The following is a 16,556-nucleotide window of genomic DNA, read 5'->3' on the forward strand; positions in this document are numbered from 1 at the left end:
AGGTAAGCCGAATGAGCTGGACATTCCAAACGGACGAAATTGTTGTCCCGTTTCTAAAATGGGCCGGCGGGAAGAGGTGGTTTTGCGAAAATCATCTTCATTTTGTCCCGGAATTTAAGGGGCGCTATATCGAGCCATTTCTCGGCAGCGCTGCTGTTTTCTTCGCGTTGCGTCCCCAGAAAGCTTTCTTAAGCGATCTGAATTTGGATTTGATAACTACCTATAGCGCGATCCGTGATGCACCTTTAGAGGTTGGCCGATTGCTGCGATACCATCACGCTCGACATAGTGACAGTCACTACTACGCTACACGGGCGGTGAAGCCGAAGCCGTCGATTGAGCTGGCAGCATGGTTCATTTACTTGAACCGAACTTGCTGGAACGGCCTATACCGGGTTAATTTGCGCAATCAGTTTAACGTTCCAATTGGTACAAAGACTGACGTAATCATGCAGACAGACGATTTTGAAAAGACGTCCGTTTCTTTGCAATCGGCCACGTTGTCTGTGACCGATTTCGAGAGCACCATTGACATGGCAGAGGCAGACGATTTCGTATTTGTTGATCCTCCATATACGGTAAAGCATAACTACAATGGGTTCATAAAATACAACGACAAGATCTTCTCTTGGGCTGATCAGATTCGGCTTCGCGACGCTGTAGTCAGGGCCGCTGGGCGCGGTGCCTCGATAATGGTGCTAAATGCCAACCACGAGTCAGTTCGCGATCTGTATTCCGGAGTTGGTGAGCAAACCACGCTGGCACGAGCAAGTGTGATAGCGGCCAGCGCCGCGAGTAGATCATCCGTGGAAGAATTGATGATATGCGCAGGCGGGCGCTAACATGTTGTGGCTTTCCAACGAGACCGGGCTCGCTCCGGTGAAATGGTAAGCGAATCTGCGGGCTAGCGTTGGGCGATTCGCACCGCAGCTCAGCAGCGTTCCCCTCCGAAGGCAGAGGTCACAGGTTCGAATCCTGTCGGGTGCGCTAAACTTGCGATTTGCCGATTTCTATTTCGGCTATTCGTAAGCCAAAGGTCGAATCCAGCCCTGCCCCCTCACGACGGTCATCTTCGATCCCGCCGATCGCCTTGGAACTCAATCGGCCTCGAACGACTTCTTCGTGAGATAGATCGAAGGAGCGCCCCGTGCCCGCACCACCCGAAATGGATTTCGTCCTCGAAAAGCTGCCTTTGAGGATCGGCGCCTATATCCCCGACGACTTGCTGGAGGACTGGTTTGCGCCGGGAACCGGCATGAACCCGGTCAGCAAGGAAGCACTTGCCGCCGCCAAGACTTACGGCTGGCGCTTCGAATGCGAGTTCAAGCACTACCCCAACCGCAAGGAAGGCGTGTTCTGGAAGTGGGTGCCGGCGATCTGACCGGCGCTGGACGGTTCATCGTTCCGCGGAAACGCAGAACCGGTCTATCTTATTGTTTGACGCAAATACCGGACCGCTTCACACTTTTCCTGGAATTGCTCAGCCTCCGCCTATCGGCGTCGTCACCTTGCCGGTTCTGCCGCATTCGGGGCAGGTGCGGCCGTCGATCATGCCTGACCCTGCACAGCGGCGGCAAATATTCTCGCCAGCGCCTGGAGTGCCTGCGGGGACTTCGTCCGTGTTGGTCTGACCGGCTTGCCGGGGGTTGCCCTGCAGCTTGTTTCTCAGCCGGGCGACCCAGCGTTCGTCGACCTCGAGCGGCCTGCTGCTGTCGTCCGGCAGGCCTTCGCCGGATTGGCCGATGGTTTCATTGCGCGGCCGGTCGTTCGCGCCTGTCGTGATCTTCTGAGCCATTGCGTTTGCCTTTACGCCTTGCAATTTTCGAACGCCTCAGCTCCGCAGAGGTTCCGGTTCGACCGGCAGCCTTTCAGCCGGGTTTTCGCCGCACATTATCTATCCTGAACCCGGATTTCGGCCGCGCCGGCATGCGGGCAAGCGAGACGGTCATATCCTGATCAGGCACCTGGTAGGCCATCGACCGCGTCAGCAGGCGAACCGCTTCCATGATCAGCGCGACGGTGACGGCTTCTCCGGGGCAGCGATGGGTAGTCGCCGGATCTCCGCCGCCATGCGGGATGAAGTCGAAGCCGTGGGTTTTCCAGCTCAAGCCGCGCTCCGGGATAAATCGGGCCGGCTCCACAAACAGGCGGCGATCGTGGTTGGTGCCGTGCAGGTCGAGCAGAACCCAGTCGCCTTTGCCGAAGCGGTAGCCCTTCCATTCGAAGGGGTGGCGGGCGCGGCCGCCGATGAACGGGAAGAACGGATAGAGCCGGCGAACCTCCTCGGCGAAGGCTTCCAGCCCGTCGTCATCGCCGGCGGCGAACTTATCGTACCATTGGCGGTGCTGGTGAAGCGCCAGCGCCGCAAACATGATGAAGCGGCCGATGGCGACGACTGGCCGGATGATGTTGATGATCTCGACCGCAGCACTGGCAACATCGAGCGGCATTCCCTCGGCATCGACATATTCGCTGACCAGGCGGACCGGGCTGTTTGCCGGCAAATCAAGCGCACCGCTTCGAACGCGCCGTACAAGCTCGCCGATAGTGCGTTCGGTCCGGCGGCGCCGCCACAGCGCCAGCATGGTCGACGGCCCGATGCCGCCGGCGTTCTCGACCATGCCGCTGAGCTCGCGGCAGAGTTCGGCGCGATCCTTGTCGGCGGGGATGCCGGCCCAATCCGCTGCCGCCTGGGTCAGGACGAGGTTTACGGCGTCGAACAGGACGATCTCGTCACGCCGCTGCCAGTCTTCCAGTCGGTCGAGCCAGGCGCGACGGAAAGTTGCGCGAAGCCGATCGATCTGGTCACCATCCAACAGGATCGACAGGAAAAGCGCCTTGCGGTGGCGGTGAGCGGCGCCGTCGAGCGCCTGGACGCTGCCCTTGTCCTGCAGCAGACGCAGCGTGGTCTGCGGCATCGCACCAATTCGGGTGAAGTGGTCGCCGCCATAAAACATCTCGGCAGCCTCGGCACCGCGGACGCAGATTGCCGGCCGCAGCATCAGGCGCGTGGCAAAGATGTCGGTGTTCATGCGCCGGCAGCGGGCCGAAATGAAGTCATAGCCTTCGCGCAGCAGGGCCAAGGTGCTGTCGAATGCGGCGCGCGGAATGGGTTTTGCGGCATGATTGCCGCCGTCGGCATCGATCAGTTCACGTCTGTTCATGGCGTGCTCCCTGGCGTTGAAATTCCTCAACGCACGGCCGGCACTTTCGATCACTCGACTTTTTGACGGCTTTGCCGCGCCGCCCTTCGGCCGCGGCTGGCAAGGATGGTGGTCAGCGTGACCGGACGAAAAGCCCAGCTGTCGACGCCGACGTCATACTGGCGCGTGACCGGGGTCAGCCTGCCGTGGGAATGGCCATGCAGGTCGATCGATTTCCTGCCGATCTGGTTCCAGGTGCGAAAAGGGTAGTGGCAAAGGATCAGCAGGCTGCCGTCGAGCGCCAGCTCCTTGTAGTGCTGCGTGCTCGCCCAACCTGTGGCCTCGATGGTGGCCGCAGCATCGTTGTTGCCGATGATCAAATGCTTGCTGCCATGAAGAGACGCCAGAAGCGACGACACGAACGCGGCCGATCCCCTGGCAAAATCGCCGAGATGCCAGACCTCGTCGTCCGGCCCGACAGTCTCGTTCCAGAACGCAATGAGCGACCGGTCATGTTCCGCCAGCGAGCCGAACGGGCGGCGGTCGATGCGCAAAATGCGCGGGTCGCTGAAATGCGTGTCGGCGGTGAAGTAGATCATGCGCGCTCGCTGGGGCCTGTCGTCGACCTGCCGCCCGGTGCTTGCTCAACCCGCTCGATCGCCAGTTGTTCCTGTAAGCAGGCCTAGGCGGTTCCCGCTCGTTGGCACTTTGAAACGGGGGAACTTTGAAACGGGGGAACTTTGAAATGAGACGCAGGTTAGAATGCTTGAGGCCGATGCTCTGAAAGGACCTCGACGATGACCGACGCAGAACCTCTTGGGCGAAGCCCGGCGCAAGCGCGGGGCGACATCGACGCCGGGCGCGAAGGGGACAAGACCCCGGGCATCGATCCGGCTGCGGCTCCCATGGAAACGGACGCTGAATCAGCCGGCAACGCCCCGCCGAAGAGCCCTGCCGCGCGCCATGAAACGCCGAAGTTTACCAACCAGGCGAGCTATGCCAATGCGATGCGCCCGCTGAAGGATGAGCCCGACGTCCAACCGAGCAGATATGGGCCAGTCATGGTGATTGCCGCCATCGTCGTGCTGGCCGCGGCGGTTTTCATCGGCGCAGCCATGCTGCACTGAATACCGCTGCCCCAGGTTCGGCGGCGCGATGGCTGGACATTTTGTTTCCGGTCCGGGACCTTGCTGACGCGCCAGGTTCAGGCGTGATCGAGTCTGCTGCACATTGACCACCAACCATCAATTCTTTGCCCGTGACGCCACCACCGTGGCGCGCGACATGATCGGCGCCACGCTGTTTTTGCACGGCGTTGGCGGCATCATCGTCGAGACCGAGGCCTATCGCCCGGATGACCCGGCTTCGCATGCTTTCGGTGGCAGGACGGTGCGCAACGGCGCAATGTTCGGCGCCCCCGGCAGCGCGTACGTCTATCGCTCCTATGGCCTGCACTGGTGCCTCAATGCCGTGTGCCTGCCCGGCAGTGCCGTGCTTATCCGCGCAATCGAACCGCGATTAGGGCTGGAGGTGATGCGGGCCAATCGCGGCCTTGACGATCCCCGGCTGCTTTGCTCGGGACCGGGCCGCCTTTGCCAGGCGCTGGCAATCGACAAATCTTATGACGGGCTGCCCCTGGACCTGCCGCCATTCGAATTCAGGCAGCCGGGCGAAGCCGGCGCCGTTCTGACAGGCCGCCGGATCGGCATTTCCAAGGCTGTCGATGCCGAGTGGCGGTTCGGACTGCGCGGCTCGGATTATTTGAGCCGCAAGTTCTGATGCCCGCGGCAGCGGCAGAGCAGTTGCCCCCCGGCATCACTCGTCGGGTTTGCCGAGATGCATGGGTGTCGCCTGCTGGCGGGCTTCTCTGGTCACCTCGTCGGCTCCGGCAGGTGAAATCCCTCGCAACGCCTTCGCGGCTTCGGTCAGGCGCCCGCGATCATTGCCGAAGCTCTTGATCAGCTGGCGGACCTGGTCGGCCGTGACGCCGTTCAGTTGGGCAAAATACTCGACCTCACGGTCGTCTTCCGCAGCAACGCGATCGCGGTTGCGGAAATCCCGCTTGTTCTTATCGTCAGCCATTTTTTCCTCCTGGTGGAGCTTCGCATCAATGGCAACGTGGGCAAGCGGCTTTCGTTGCCGCGACCAGGCGGACTTTTGCGCCGTCGTGCCGACTGACCAGGAACCATGAGGCGAGCAGCCGGTTTGGCTTGGATGCAGACATATTCGGCTACAATTCATACCGATGGAGAATACGATGACGCTCGCAAGCAAAACCACCGTAATTGCCGCGGCGCTGGCCATGTTGGCCGCGCCGGCATTCGGCCAGACGAGCCCACCTGCGCCCGCCGCGCCGGCACCGGATCGTGGCGCCGAACCGTCGCCCGGAATGAGCGGGCAGAGCCAGGATGCCATGCGCGAAATGATGCGCCAGATGATGACTGAGATGCTGGAGGAGAGAATGCAAGAAGATCGCGCGCCCCGGGCGGAACGGCGAGGTCCCGACCGCTGGCATCGCGACTACAGGATGGGCCCACCTGAGCGAGGGTGGGAGATGGGAGGGCGCGGCGGCATTCCACGCGGGATGCATGGCGCGAAGATGCGAATGATGTTCGCCATAGTGGATGCGGACGGCGATGGCGCGCTTTCTCAGAGCGAAGTCCAGGATTTCGTCGGGCGAATATTCAACGCCGTCGATGAGGACGGTGACGGCAGCGTCGACATGCAGGAAATCCGGTCCTTCTTCCACGGAGGAGGCGCCGAGGATCAGGAGTAGGTCTCCTAGCGGTCGGCAATGAGGCCCCTAGCGGAGGTAGCGCCCACGTCAACCGGGTGCGAAAACCGTCGCTTGCAGATGCATTCCCTGGCTGGCCTTGCCAAGCCGAATGCCGGGTCGGAACGGTTCAAGACAGCAGGAATTCAATGGCTATGACAGAGAAAACTCCAAACATCGCCCGTGTCTGGCGCGGCAGAACCGTGCCTGAAAAGGCGGATGCCTATGAGAGTTACAACTATCAAGCCGGCATCAAGCCGCTGATCGAGAAGGCGCTGGGCGTGCAGACCTTTCGCGAGGACACGCCGACCCATTCGGAATTCGTGACGATCTCCTATTGGGAAAACGTCGAGGCGATGGCGGCGTTCACCGGCGGCGATCCGACGAAAATCCACCATCTCGAGCGGGACGAAGAGTTCCTGATCGAGTTGCCGTCGCGGGTGCAGGTGTTGCGCATCCGATCGAGTCACGGGCGGCTGGGATAGGGCATCGCCGCCCGGTTCGGCCCGATCTAGGAAATCGCCGTCAAGTCGATTTCGGTGATGTGCCAGCGGCCGAGATTTGCGGTGTAGAGCTTGTCGCCCTTGAAGGCGATGTTGGTGGGGTGGGCGAGCGTCGTTGCCGCCGGATCCTCGATCACCACCTCGAGCCCGCTATCTTTTCGCCAGCGGTAGATGCGGCTCGGCTCGTAGCATGAGATGAACAGCGACCCGTCCAGCGCCAAGGCGACGCCATCGGGGACGTTGTTCACGCCCTCCACGACGAGCTGGCGAGGTCCTGCCGTGCCGTCGGCACGGATCGGCACATAGCTGAGGCAGGCCGCATGGCTTTCCACGACGTAAAGCCCATCGCCACCCGGCGCCATCGCCATGCCGTTGGCGAAGGCCATGGTCTCGCTGCACCACAGGCCGCCTTCGCCGGTCTTCAAATCGTAGCGAAAAATGCCGGAGCGGTTGTCTTCACCGAGGCTGTCGGAAACGTAGAGCCAGCCGCGCGCCTCGTCGACAATCGGATAGTTCGGCACGCGGATGCCGGCCGAGGCGAAGCGCGTCATATCAGCCGTCGCGGCATCCCAGCGAAAGATCGCCGCATGTCTGAGATCGCACGCGAAGCAGTTGTCCGCGCTATCGAAGGCGATGCCGAGCAGAAAGCCGTCCGTGCCGCCCATGCGTTCGACCGAGCCGCCATCGGCGGCCAAGCGCAGCAGGTCGCCGGTTTCGGTGCCGCACCAGATCGAGCCGTCGCGATGGATGGCCACGCCTTCCGGATGGGCGACGCGCGGGCTGGTGAAGATGCCATCGAAGAAGACCCTCGCGGCCGACATTTCGAGCAACGGCTTTGCCATGCGCACCCCCTTCAATCCGGTGCAGTATGCGACCGCCGTGCGGCAATACCGCGCTCGACCATCCGCCGGTCGGCGGCGAGGATCTCGGCGATAAGCCCGCGGCGCTCCCTGGCGCTGACGAATTCGAGGCGCCGCAGGCCGAGCGGGTCGATGCGGTTTCGCAGGATGTCGAGCGTCTCGTTTGAGGGTAGCGCAACTTCGCGGCAATCGGCATCGAATGTCAGGGCAAAGCCGGTGGCATCCTGGAGCTGCTGGCGCGTCACGCCCGGCATGGTCTCGATGACGGCCAATTGCCGGCTCTCCCCGTCGAGCCGAAACACGCAAAGGTCGGTGAACACCAATGCCGCGCCGGTCCGATAGCCCATCGGCTCGCGTTCGGCCTCAGTCAACAGGCCGCGCGCCGAGCTGGCAATCTCGACCGTCTCGACCAGCGACTGCACGGAATGGCGGGGGACGTAGAGCAGATAATCGCGATGCATGTTGGCGACGTCGGCCATGCCGCCTTGCCCGGGCAGCCGGATAAGGCTGCCGTCACGCTTGCGCAGCGCAATGGTGTTGACGCGCCCACGGCGGTCGACCTGCGCGGCACCGACGATCTCATGCGTCACCGCGCCGGCCTGGTAGTAGGTCGAATAGGTGTCGTCGCCGCCGGCATGCGCCACCGCCGTCTCGCAATCGAGGCTTTCGATCAGCGACAGGATCATCGGGCTCGGTGCTATGTCGAGATGGCCGCAACTCATGGTGGCGATGATCATGTCCGGCGCGTGCGTCGCTTTGGCCAGCCGGTAGGCGACATTGGCGAGCGGCGACACCGCGCCGGCACTGGCAAAGCTCTCATTGTCGAGCTCAGCGGCAATGCGGGCGGCGATGATCTCGTCGATGGACGCCTCCTTGTTGCCGTGCACGAGCCTGGGCATTGCGAGGACTGTTTCAGCGCGGACTTTTGCAGCGTCTTGAACCCGCTCCGGCACGCCTTCCGAAGGCATGCTCAGGCTGTCCGACAAAGGTATTTCCTTGGCCGCGAACGCCCCCGCCAACGCTTGATAATCCGTCACATAGAATGGCAGGCAGGAGGCGGGATAGGCGCCGCCTGGTGCCAGCGCGATCGCCGACACCTGGTTGCGGGTCAAAATGCTCTGCCGACCATCATGCCGCAGCGCTCCGACCGGGACGATCTCCTCGACCGTCACCAGCACCTCGCGCGCCGCGCCGGCCATGGCGAAATCCAGCGCCCGTGGTCCGATGATCTGGACATTGCCGCTCTCGTCGGCACGCTGGGCATGGACGACGAACGTATCGAGCCGCAAGGCCGGGATGATCCCGGTCGTGATTCCCGCGATCGGATCGGGCGCGGCGATCGCACCCGGCACGCGCGCCAGCATGTCCGAACCCTCCGGAAGCTGAAACGGCATCAACGGCAGGTTCTGCTGCCCCGCCCGCAGCGCCTGGATCATGGCCAGCGCCGTCCAGTCGCGGACCGGCACGGCATTGGTCTCGGCAGCCGCGCGGAAGCGCGGCGGCAAGCCAAAAATATCGAGGCTGGAAAAGCAGATATCGACCTCCGCCACGGCATTCGCTTCGAGAAGCAGTTCGAGCGGCAGGCCGCCGGCCCAGCAGACATAGCGAAGATCCTTGACGCCCAAGCGGGCGATGGCCCGCAACAAGGCGATCGGCAGCCGGGCAAAATGATGGCCACCGACACCGAAGACGTCGCCGCCGCCGACCATCGCGGCCAGGCCCTCGACATCGGTGAAGCGCGGCCGGTTTTGCTTGACCAGGGACGTCATTTCGCAGCCTTCGGCCGCGGCGCGCTCTTTTCAGCAAATTCCTTGACGCGCCGCTGGCCGGTCTCGCTGCGGTACAGGCCACCCAGGACATCGCGCTCCATGGCAAGGCCGTCGGCCAGATCGCCCGAAACGGCATGCGCGGTCAGCGCTTTCAGCCCTTCGATCGCTGCGGCCGGTTCGGCGGCGATCATCTCGGCAAGGTCCAGCACCCGCGGCATCAGCCTTTCGGCATCGACGATTTCGTTGACCAGACCGGCGCCGACGAACTCGGAAGCCGGCACGATGGCGCCGGTCATCAGCAGAAAATTGGCGCGGTTGCGGCCGAGCTTCTGGACGCTGCGCTGGGTGCCGCCGCCGCCGGGGACCAGCCCGAGCTTGATCTCGGGCAGGCCGAGCTTCGCGAACTGGTTGGCGATGACGATGTCGCAGCACAGCACCAGCTCCATGCCGCCGCCGAGCGCAAAGCCGTTGACCGCGGCGATGACCGGCTTGCGGTTGTTCTCGACCGCCGCATACATGCGCGTGCCGGCGGCCTGGAAGGCGTCGAACTCGATAGCTGTCTGGGCAGCGTATTCCTTGATGTCGGCGCCGGCCATGAAGCCGCGCCCCTCGCCGGTCACCACGATCGCGCCGACGCTGTCATCCTGCGACAGCGCCTCGAAAACCTTGGTGATCTCGCTTTGCATCAGCCGGTTCATGGCGTTGAGCTGATCGGCGCGCCGGAAGGTGACGACTGCGACGCGCCCGGATATTTCCAAGGTGAGTGTCTGGTAAGCGCTCATCGTCAGGCAGCATCCACGGTCATATCGCCGGACGCCTCAAGCGCTGCAATCTCGCCGCTGGAAAGGCCGAACTCGGCCAGTATCTCGCGGCCATGCTGGCCGACCAGCGGCGCCGGCCGTTCTATGGTAGCCGGCGTCTCGCTCATCTTGACCGCCGGCGCGACCACCCTGACCTTGCCGCCGCGCGGATGATGGTAGCTGGTGATCATGCCCAGGTGCTTGACCTGCGGGTCCTCGGCTGCGCGCCTTATGTCCTTCACCTCGGCACACCAGATGTCGGCTGTCAGCAGCCGCGCCAGCAGGTCCCGCGTGGCAAACTTCCTGGTTTCGGCGTTGACCTTGTCGAACACCTCGTCGCGCCTGTCGAACAGCGTCTTCAGATCGTCGTAGACAGCAAGCTGCGGCGCCTCCAGCACTTCATACAGCGTCTTGAACGGGCTCATGGCGATCGACACATAGCCGCCGTCCTTCGCTTCATAGACACCGAACGGCGCCTGCATGCCGGGGTGGCCGATGCCGGAATTCGGGCGCACGAAATCCTCGCCGAGATTGAGCACGGCGACATATTCCTGATTGAGATGCGCCAGCATGCCGGCGAGCAGATTGACCTCGATCTTCTGGCCCTTGCCGGTCTTCTCGCGATAGTAGAGCGCCGACAGGATGCCGTAGACCATGTTCATGGCGCCGATCTGGTCGGCCAGGCCGGCACCGGCCGGAACAGGAGCCTGATCGCCGCGGCCGGTGTTGGAGATCAGCCCGGACAATCCCTGGATCAGCATGTCCTGGCCGGGGCGCTCGACATAGGGGCCTTCCTCGCCATAGCCGGAGCCCGAGCAATAGATGATGGCGGGATTGACCGCCCTGAAATCCTCGTAGCCATAGCCGAGCCTGGCGAGCACGCCGGGGCGGAAATTCTGCACCACCACATCCGCCTTCTTGGCCATGTCCATGATGATGGCATGCACCTTGCGACTTTTCAGGTTGAGCGCGATGGAGCGCTTGTTGCGGTTCCAGGCGAGGAAATTCGGACTTTCGGAGCCGCCGACCCATTTGGCGAAGAAGGTCATGCTGCGGAACATGTCCCCGGCGCCGGCACGCTCGATCTTGATGACGTCGGCGCCCATGTCGCCGAGCAGCTGCGTGGCGAACGGCCCTTGCAGCAGATGGCTGAAATCGAGAATGCGGACGCCTTCGAGGGCTTTGTTCATTTCATGTCTCGTTGGTTGTCAAAGCAGGTCGGGTACGTAGCGGGGTGCTGCGGTGAGGCCGCCGTCGACGCGCAGGTCGGTACCGGTGGTGAAGCCGGCGGCGTCGGAGGCCAGATAGACGGCGGCTTCGGCCACTTCGGACGGTTTGCCGATGCGGCCGAGCGGATGCATCTTGACCCAGGCCTTGGCGAGATTGCCGCCGATCTCCTTGACCAATTTGTCGTTCATCGGCGTGTTGATGGTGCCGGGCGAGATCGAGTTGACGCGGATGTTGAGCGGGCCGAACTCGACCGCCATCTGGCGCGTCATTGCCATCACCGCGCCCTTGGCGCCGGCATAGGCGGTCCAGCCGTCGAGCCCGATGTGCCCTTGCGCCGAGGCCATGTTGATGATCGAGCCGGATTTCTGCGCGATCATGTGCGGCAGCGCATATTTGCAGCCGCGGAACACGCTGGTCAGGTTGACCGCGATCAGCCGGTGCCACTGCTCGTCGGTCATCTCATGGACCGGCATGCCGCCGATGGCGATGGCGGCATTGTTGACGAGAATGTCGAGATGGCCGGTCTTGCCGACGGCTGCGGCGATAAGAGCGGCGATATCGGCCTCGTCCGCGACGTCGCAATGGATGTAGTCGGCGCGGTGGCCGGCGGCGCGCAGTTCCGCCGCAAATTTTTCACCCTTCTCGTCGGCGATGTCGCCAAGGAAGACATGCGCGCCCTCCCTTGCCATCGCCTCTGCGATCGCATGGCCGATGCCGTCGGCGGCGCCGGTGACGATTGCGGTTTTCCCTTTGAGACGATCCATATCAGCCTCCAATGGCGCGCCGGCGCTTTGCTTCGTCGAAGGCGACGGCGGCAATGATGATCATGCCGGTGATGACCAGTTGCCACTCGGTCGGCAGGCCGAGACCGCGCAGCCCGTTGGACAGGAACTGCAGGATCAGCACGCCGAGTGCCATGCCGGTCAGGCTGCCTATGCCGCCGGCAAGGCTCACCCCGCCGAGCACGGTGGCGGCAACGACCTGGAACTCGAAATTCAGCCCGGCCGTATGCTGCGCCGAACCGACGCGGGCTGCCAGGATGATGCCGGCTACCGTCGCCAGCAGCGCGCTGATGATGAAGCAGCTGAACTTGACGCGGCGCACGTCGTAACCCGCCAGCCGTGCCACTTCCGGATTGCCGCCGACGGCATAGATCTGCCGCCCGAACGGCCGGTGCTGCATCACGTAGGCGAAGACGGCGAGCAGGACGATGGCGATGACAGCCGAATAGGGAACGACGTTGAACAGGCGGCCGTCCGACAGCGCGATGAAGCTGTCGAGCGCGGCATCGTCTGGAATAGCACGCTGGCCGGTATAGAGATAAACGCCGCCGCGCATGATGAACATCGTGCCCAGGGTCACGATCAGCGAGTTGATGCCGGCATAGGCCGTCAGATAGCCATTCACGACGCCGATGATCAGCCCGAACAGCAGCGCGCCACTGATGCCGAGCACAAGCGAGTTGGTGTCGTTCATGATGATGATCAGCGGCAGCGCGATCGTCGCCAGCAGCGAGCCGATCGAGATGTCGACCTCGCCTGATATGAAGACGATGGCGCAGCCGATGCCGGCTGTCAGCGCCAGCGAAGCCTGACCGAGCACATTGGTGATGTTGCGCACGGAGAAGAAATTCTCGGCGGTGAAGGAAAAGAACGCGATCACCAGAATGAGGCAGAGGAGCAATGCCAATTCCTGCCGCGCGACGAGCCGCGCCAGCATGGACGGCCCAGCTTTCATGGTGTCGGTGCTTGCCAGGCTCATCGCTTGGTCCCTTTGCGAAGCGTCATCGTCTTAGCCGATTGCCGCATTGAGGATGTTCTCCTGCGTGGCCTCGTCGCGAGGCATGATCGCGGTGAGGCGGCCTTCGCACATCACCGCGATGCGGTCGGCAAGCCCCAGCAGCTCGGGCATTTCGGACGTCATCATGACGACCGCCAGGCCCTCGCCGGCGAGCCGGTCGATGAGCGCAAAAATCTCCGACTTGGCGCCGACGTCGATGCCGCGGGTCGGCTCGTCGACGACGATCACCTTGAGACCGCGCATCAGCCAGCGCGAGATCAGCACTTTCTGCTGATTGCCGCCGGACAGATTCTTGACCTGCTGGAACAGGCTGGGCGTCCGGATGCGGAAACGGTCGACATAGTCCTGCACCGCCTTGCGTTCGCTGACCTTGTCGACGAAGCCCATTCTGGCGAAGGCGCCGAGTGAGGCGAGGCTGGCATTCTGGTAGACCGGCAACTCGCCCATCAGCCCCTCGCTCTTGCGGTCCTCGGTGAGCAGGCCGATGCCGAGCCGGACGCCGGTGTGCGTTTCGTGCGGCAGCAGCCGGCAGCCATCGACCGAAATGGCGCCGGAAGTGATCGGGTCGTAGCCGACGATGGCCTTGGCGAGCTCGGTCCGGCCGGCCCCCATCAGGCCGAAGAAGCCGAGGACCTCGCCGGCATGCGCCTCGAACGACACATCCTTCAGCTTCTTGGCGGTGCTGAGCCCCTCAACGGAAAGCGCGACCTTGCTGCCCGGCGCGCCGCGCTTGCGAGGGAACAGGTTTTCGATGCGCCGGCCGATCATGTCCTGGATCAGCGTGTCGTTGGTGTGCTCGCCGATCGGCCTGGTCGAGACGTGGCGGCCATCGCGCAGCACGGTCACGGTGTCGGCGATCTCGAAGACCTCGTCGAGCTTGTGGCTGACATAGAGCACCGCGATGCCGAGCGCGGCCAGCCGGCGGATGACGGTGAACAGCAGCGAGACCTCGTTCGGCGTCAGCGAGGAGGTCGGCTCGTCCATCACCACGACGCGGGCCTCATGGGCGAGTGCGCGGGCGATCTCGACCATCTGCTGCTGGCTGACCGGCAGCGATCCCGTGCGCGCCGCCGGGTCGACATTGAAGCCGATACGCTTGAACAGAGCGGCCGCATCGGCACGGATCTTCTTCCAGTCGATCGAGCCGCCTTTGCCGGTCGGATAGCCTTCGAGGAAGATGTTTTCGGCGACGCTGAATTCGGCGATCAGCGCGATTTCCTGGAACACCACCTTGATGCCCTCTTTCAGGCTATCGCGCGGCGACTTGATGTCGGCCTCTCGGCCGCGCAGGCGGATAGTGCCGGCATCCTTGCCGTAGACCCCGGCCATGATCTTGATCAGCGTCGACTTGCCGGCGCCGTTCTCGCCCATCAGGGCATGGATTTTGCCGGGTTCCAAGGTCAGATCGACATTGTCCAGCGCCACCACGCCGGGAAAACGCTTGCCGATACCGCGCATCTCCAGCGCCGGCACGCTTTTGTCGACAGCCACGGTTTCGCCGGGGTGAAGGAAATCAACCGACATTGGCTCTGTTCCGCACGATGTCGAGATAGGTCGCCAGGATGATGACGATTCCAGGCACCACCATCTGCAGATCCTGGTTCCAGCCGAGGATGATGATGCCGTTGTCGATGACCTTCAGCACCAGCACTCCAAGCAACGTGCCGAGCAGCGAGCCGCGGCCGCCAAGCAGGCTGGTGCCGCCGAGGATGACGGCGGCAATCACCGTCAGCTCGAAGCCGCGGCCGGCGGTCGGCTGGCCGGCATTCATCAGCGACGACAGGATCATGCCGGCAATGCCGACGCACAGGCCGGTGACGACGAAGGCGAACAGCTTCAGCCGTTGCGAGCGCACGCCGGAGAGGCGGACCGCTCGCTCATTGGCGCCGACAGCGTAGAGATAACGGCCGAGCGTGGTGAAGCGCAGCGTTGCCGCGGCCAGCGCGAAAATCAGCGCGGCAACGACCACGGGCAGCGGGATCGCGCCGAGATAGCCGGCGCCGAGATCGGTGAAGCTTGCAAGCCGGTGGTGGTTCTGCACCGCCTCGCGGGTGAACAGGTAGACGCCGCCCTGCAGCATCATCATGGTGCCGATGGTGGCGATCAGCGAGTTCACCTTGAGGCTGGTGACGACGAGGCCGTTGAAAAGGCCGACCGCGCCTGAAAAGGCGAGCGCCGCCAGCAGCCCGAGCGTCAGGCTGTGCGTTGAATTGAGCACGGCCATGCCGATGCAGCCGACAAAAGCCAGCGATGCACCGACCGACAGGTCGACTTCCGCGGTGATGATCAGCATCGTCATGCCGGAGGCGACGATCAGCACCAGCGCGCATTGGCGCAGGATGGCGATGATGTTGGCCTCGGAATAGAATTGCGGCGCGGCAATCGAGATGGCCATGCAGAGCACGGCCAGGATCACGCCGAGCACCAGCTGGCTGCTGCCCAGCAGCTGGCCGCCGATGAAACGCCTTGGCGCGGAGGATTGCGTAAGCTCGCTCATGTCCATTTCATTTCCGGGCCGTATCGGGTGCCGTCGCCATCTGGAAACTGCCGGCCAAAACAGGACGGTTGCCCTGTTTTGCCGTTCGGCATCGATCCGATGCCCTTCCCGCCGTGCGGGAAGGGCTAGCCGGAATCCTTACTTCTTCAGATCGGCGGAAGTTTTCATGCATTTTTCCGGTGGCTGAAGCGCATTGACGGCATCCCATTTGATTTTGCGTGTGGTGCCATCGTAGTCGTAGAACTTCTTCCAGTCGTCACCGTTCATCGGCGCGGTGGGGCTGACGATGTGTTCCGGCACCTCTTCGCCGTTGAAGAGCTTAACCGCTGCATCGATGGCGGTGTAGCCTTCCTTTTCCGGGAACATCGCGGCTTCGATGCGATAGGACGGCTCGTTCTGCATTGCATTGATGAAGGCGAGGCCTTCGCCGCCGGTGCCGACCGTCAACAGGCCGTCCTGCGACTTGCCGGCCGCTTTCCAGGCCTGAAGGCCGCCGAGCGAGGAGGAATCGTTGATGCCATAGATGATGTTGATGTCGGCGTTCTTGGCAAGTGCCGCCGAAGAGACCTCGAGCGCGCGATCGGGATTGCCGCCACCGTCGAGGTCGTGGACCATGACCGCGTCGGGGATGATGGTCTTGAGGCCATCCATGAAACCCTGCGACCGCAGCACCGTGGCGGACAGCAGCGGCAGGCCGACATTCATCACCTTGGCTTTGCCTTCGAGCTTTTCCTTGGCGAATTTACCGGCTTCGACGCCAGCGGTGTAGCCGGTATCATAGTCGCAGATCGCGACCATTGTGGTCATGCCCTTGACCGGATTGCCTTCGAGCACGACCGGAACGTTGTTGGATTTCGCCTGGCGCAGCAGCGGCACGACGCCTTCCTCGTTGACGGGCGTGATGATCAGGACGTCGACGCCCTTGGCCATGAAATCTTCGGCGGCGGAGACCTCCTTGGCAACGTCCAGATTGGCGTCCTGCACCTCGAGCTCGATACCGAGTTCCTTGGCGCGGGACTGCATGCCCTTGATGACGTTCTGATACCACTCATGCGTGGCGTAGTTGGTGACGTAGCCGATGCGCTTCGGCATGTTTTCGGCGTGTGCCGCGGCGGCGCTCAGAGCAAGCACCGCCGCCGAGGCAAACAGCATCGATTTGGACCAGTTCATGTTTCTTCTCC

Annotated in this window: 19 protein-coding genes; 6 read left to right on the top strand and 13 right to left on the bottom strand. The window is 63.0% G+C overall.

The window, feature by feature from the left end; genetic code table 11:
- Positions 1 to 11: 11 nt before the first annotated feature.
- Together NKJ55_RS08620 and NKJ55_RS08625 are read left to right on the top strand one after the other, a co-directional pair.
- Entirely contained in the window at positions 12 to 842 is an 831-nt protein-coding gene (locus tag NKJ55_RS08620) for a DNA adenine methylase (RefSeq protein WP_352449513.1), read from the top strand.
- Positions 843 to 1,147: 305 nt separating this feature from the next.
- Positions 1,148 to 1,381, top strand: coding sequence for a hypothetical protein (locus NKJ55_RS08625; RefSeq protein WP_352449514.1), 234 nt, complete (start codon positions 1,148 to 1,150; stop codon positions 1,379 to 1,381).
- Positions 1,382 to 1,480: 99 nt separating this feature from the next.
- On the opposite strand, the gene NKJ55_RS08630 is transcribed toward NKJ55_RS08625, so the two are convergent.
- The 3 genes from NKJ55_RS08630 to NKJ55_RS08640 all read right to left on the bottom strand — a co-directional run bounded on the left by NKJ55_RS08630 (position 1,481) and on the right by NKJ55_RS08640 (position 3,742).
- A complete protein-coding gene (locus NKJ55_RS08630) occupies positions 1,481 to 1,795 on the bottom strand; it encodes a hypothetical protein (protein ID WP_352449635.1) in 315 nt (104 codons plus the stop codon).
- 73 nt (positions 1,796 to 1,868) lie between these two features.
- Positions 1,869 to 3,164, bottom strand: a complete 1,296-nt coding sequence (locus NKJ55_RS08635) for a cytochrome P450 (protein ID WP_352449515.1) — start codon at positions 3,162 to 3,164, stop codon at positions 1,869 to 1,871.
- 50 nt (positions 3,165 to 3,214) lie between these two features.
- Positions 3,215 to 3,742: a metallophosphoesterase gene (locus tag NKJ55_RS08640; protein WP_352449516.1), complete on the bottom strand. Its 528-nt coding sequence runs from the start codon at positions 3,740 to 3,742 to the stop codon at positions 3,215 to 3,217.
- Positions 3,743 to 3,940: 198 nt separating this feature from the next.
- Between NKJ55_RS08640 and NKJ55_RS08645 the strand changes: the two genes are divergently transcribed.
- Together NKJ55_RS08645 and NKJ55_RS08650 are read left to right on the top strand one after the other, a co-directional pair.
- Positions 3,941 to 4,270, top strand: coding sequence for a hypothetical protein (locus tag NKJ55_RS08645; RefSeq protein WP_352449517.1), 330 nt, complete (start codon positions 3,941 to 3,943; stop codon positions 4,268 to 4,270).
- Positions 4,271 to 4,373: 103 nt separating this feature from the next.
- Positions 4,374 to 4,922 carry a DNA-3-methyladenine glycosylase gene (locus NKJ55_RS08650; RefSeq protein ID WP_352449518.1) on the top strand — a complete coding sequence of 183 codons (549 nt, stop codon included), beginning with the start codon at positions 4,374 to 4,376 and terminating at the stop codon, positions 4,920 to 4,922.
- A 36-nt stretch (positions 4,923 to 4,958) separates the two neighbouring features.
- Here the strand turns inward: NKJ55_RS08650 and NKJ55_RS08655 are convergent, their stop codons facing one another.
- Positions 4,959 to 5,225 (bottom strand): DUF3606 domain-containing protein, encoded by a 267-nt coding sequence (locus tag NKJ55_RS08655; protein WP_352449519.1) that lies wholly within the window; start codon positions 5,223 to 5,225, stop codon positions 4,959 to 4,961.
- Positions 5,226 to 5,400: 175 nt separating this feature from the next.
- Here NKJ55_RS08655 and NKJ55_RS08660 point away from each other — a divergent pair, with 175 nt between their 5' ends.
- Positions 5,401 to 5,919 (top strand): EF-hand domain-containing protein, encoded by a 519-nt coding sequence (locus tag NKJ55_RS08660; protein ID WP_352449520.1) that lies wholly within the window; start codon positions 5,401 to 5,403, stop codon positions 5,917 to 5,919.
- Positions 5,920 to 6,071: 152 nt separating this feature from the next.
- Positions 6,072 to 6,401, top strand: coding sequence for an antibiotic biosynthesis monooxygenase family protein (locus NKJ55_RS08665; RefSeq protein WP_352449521.1), 330 nt, complete (start codon positions 6,072 to 6,074; stop codon positions 6,399 to 6,401).
- A gap of 26 nt (positions 6,402 to 6,427) precedes the next feature.
- Here NKJ55_RS08665 and NKJ55_RS08670 read toward each other — a convergent pair whose 3' ends face one another.
- From NKJ55_RS08670 to NKJ55_RS08710, 9 genes are all read right to left on the bottom strand, one after another.
- Positions 6,428 to 7,261: an SMP-30/gluconolactonase/LRE family protein gene (locus NKJ55_RS08670; RefSeq protein ID WP_352449522.1), complete on the bottom strand. Its 834-nt coding sequence runs from the start codon at positions 7,259 to 7,261 to the stop codon at positions 6,428 to 6,430.
- A gap of 11 nt (positions 7,262 to 7,272) precedes the next feature.
- The gene (locus tag NKJ55_RS08675) at positions 7,273 to 9,048 is read right to left on the bottom strand and encodes a CoA-transferase (protein WP_352449523.1); all 1,776 of its coding nucleotides are present in this window, start codon (positions 9,046 to 9,048) and stop codon (positions 7,273 to 7,275) included.
- Complete coding sequence (locus NKJ55_RS08680; protein WP_352449524.1) at positions 9,045 to 9,830, bottom strand: enoyl-CoA hydratase/isomerase family protein; 786 nt, start codon at positions 9,828 to 9,830, stop codon at positions 9,045 to 9,047. The genes NKJ55_RS08675 and NKJ55_RS08680 overlap by 4 nt, the downstream gene beginning before the upstream one ends.
- A 2-nt stretch (positions 9,831 to 9,832) precedes the next feature.
- The gene (locus NKJ55_RS08685) at positions 9,833 to 11,038 is read right to left on the bottom strand and encodes a CaiB/BaiF CoA transferase family protein (RefSeq protein WP_352449525.1); all 1,206 of its coding nucleotides are present in this window, start codon (positions 11,036 to 11,038) and stop codon (positions 9,833 to 9,835) included.
- A gap of 18 nt (positions 11,039 to 11,056) precedes the next feature.
- Positions 11,057 to 11,842 carry an SDR family NAD(P)-dependent oxidoreductase gene (locus NKJ55_RS08690; RefSeq protein WP_352449526.1) on the bottom strand — a complete coding sequence of 262 codons (786 nt, stop codon included), beginning with the start codon at positions 11,840 to 11,842 and terminating at the stop codon, positions 11,057 to 11,059.
- 1 nt (position 11,843) lies between these two features.
- Positions 11,844 to 12,839 carry an ABC transporter permease gene (locus NKJ55_RS08695; protein ID WP_352449527.1) on the bottom strand — a complete coding sequence of 332 codons (996 nt, stop codon included), beginning with the start codon at positions 12,837 to 12,839 and terminating at the stop codon, positions 11,844 to 11,846.
- Between the two features lie 30 nt (positions 12,840 to 12,869).
- Complete coding sequence (locus NKJ55_RS08700; RefSeq protein WP_352449528.1) at positions 12,870 to 14,402, bottom strand: sugar ABC transporter ATP-binding protein; 1,533 nt, start codon at positions 14,400 to 14,402, stop codon at positions 12,870 to 12,872.
- Positions 14,392 to 15,375: an ABC transporter permease gene (locus tag NKJ55_RS08705; RefSeq protein ID WP_352449529.1), complete on the bottom strand. Its 984-nt coding sequence runs from the start codon at positions 15,373 to 15,375 to the stop codon at positions 14,392 to 14,394. Before NKJ55_RS08705 ends, NKJ55_RS08700 begins: the two co-directional genes overlap by 11 nt.
- Before the next feature lie 138 nt (positions 15,376 to 15,513).
- Complete coding sequence (locus tag NKJ55_RS08710) at positions 15,514 to 16,545, bottom strand: sugar ABC transporter substrate-binding protein (RefSeq protein ID WP_352449530.1); 1,032 nt, start codon at positions 16,543 to 16,545, stop codon at positions 15,514 to 15,516.
- Positions 16,546 to 16,556 lie beyond the last annotated feature (11 nt).

The organism is Mesorhizobium sp. M0106 (assembly GCF_040322715.1).
GTDB lineage: Bacteria > Pseudomonadota > Alphaproteobacteria > Rhizobiales > Rhizobiaceae > Mesorhizobium.

What these genes read in the sequence shown, in the direction of transcription:
- NKJ55_RS08620 (WP_352449513.1), top strand. Translation starts at nt 12, where the DNA reads ATGAGCTGGACATTCCAAACGGACGAAATTGTTGTCCCGTTTCTAAAA.
- NKJ55_RS08630 (WP_352449635.1), bottom strand. Translation starts at nt 1,795, where the DNA reads ATGGCTCAGAAGATCACGACAGGCGCGAACGACCGGCCGCGCAATGAA.
- NKJ55_RS08635 (WP_352449515.1), bottom strand. Translation starts at nt 3,164, where the DNA reads ATGAACAGACGTGAACTGATCGATGCCGACGGCGGCAATCATGCCGCA.
- NKJ55_RS08640 (WP_352449516.1), bottom strand. Translation starts at nt 3,742, where the DNA reads ATGATCTACTTCACCGCCGACACGCATTTCAGCGACCCGCGCATTTTG.
- NKJ55_RS08645 (WP_352449517.1), top strand. Translation starts at nt 3,941, where the DNA reads ATGACCGACGCAGAACCTCTTGGGCGAAGCCCGGCGCAAGCGCGGGGC.
- NKJ55_RS08655 (WP_352449519.1), bottom strand. Translation starts at nt 5,225, where the DNA reads ATGGCTGACGATAAGAACAAGCGGGATTTCCGCAACCGCGATCGCGTT.
- NKJ55_RS08660 (WP_352449520.1), top strand. Translation starts at nt 5,401, where the DNA reads ATGACGCTCGCAAGCAAAACCACCGTAATTGCCGCGGCGCTGGCCATG.
- NKJ55_RS08665 (WP_352449521.1), top strand. Translation starts at nt 6,072, where the DNA reads ATGACAGAGAAAACTCCAAACATCGCCCGTGTCTGGCGCGGCAGAACC.
- NKJ55_RS08670 (WP_352449522.1), bottom strand. Translation starts at nt 7,261, where the DNA reads ATGGCAAAGCCGTTGCTCGAAATGTCGGCCGCGAGGGTCTTCTTCGAT.
- NKJ55_RS08675 (WP_352449523.1), bottom strand. Translation starts at nt 9,048, where the DNA reads ATGACGTCCCTGGTCAAGCAAAACCGGCCGCGCTTCACCGATGTCGAG.
- NKJ55_RS08680 (WP_352449524.1), bottom strand. Translation starts at nt 9,830, where the DNA reads ATGAGCGCTTACCAGACACTCACCTTGGAAATATCCGGGCGCGTCGCA.
- NKJ55_RS08685 (WP_352449525.1), bottom strand. Translation starts at nt 11,038, where the DNA reads ATGAACAAAGCCCTCGAAGGCGTCCGCATTCTCGATTTCAGCCATCTG.
- NKJ55_RS08690 (WP_352449526.1), bottom strand. Translation starts at nt 11,842, where the DNA reads ATGGATCGTCTCAAAGGGAAAACCGCAATCGTCACCGGCGCCGCCGAC.
- NKJ55_RS08695 (WP_352449527.1), bottom strand. Translation starts at nt 12,839, where the DNA reads ATGAGCCTGGCAAGCACCGACACCATGAAAGCTGGGCCGTCCATGCTG.
- NKJ55_RS08700 (WP_352449528.1), bottom strand. Translation starts at nt 14,402, where the DNA reads ATGTCGGTTGATTTCCTTCACCCCGGCGAAACCGTGGCTGTCGACAAA.
- NKJ55_RS08705 (WP_352449529.1), bottom strand. Translation starts at nt 15,375, where the DNA reads ATGAGCGAGCTTACGCAATCCTCCGCGCCAAGGCGTTTCATCGGCGGC.
- NKJ55_RS08710 (WP_352449530.1), bottom strand. Translation starts at nt 16,545, where the DNA reads ATGAACTGGTCCAAATCGATGCTGTTTGCCTCGGCGGCGGTGCTTGCT.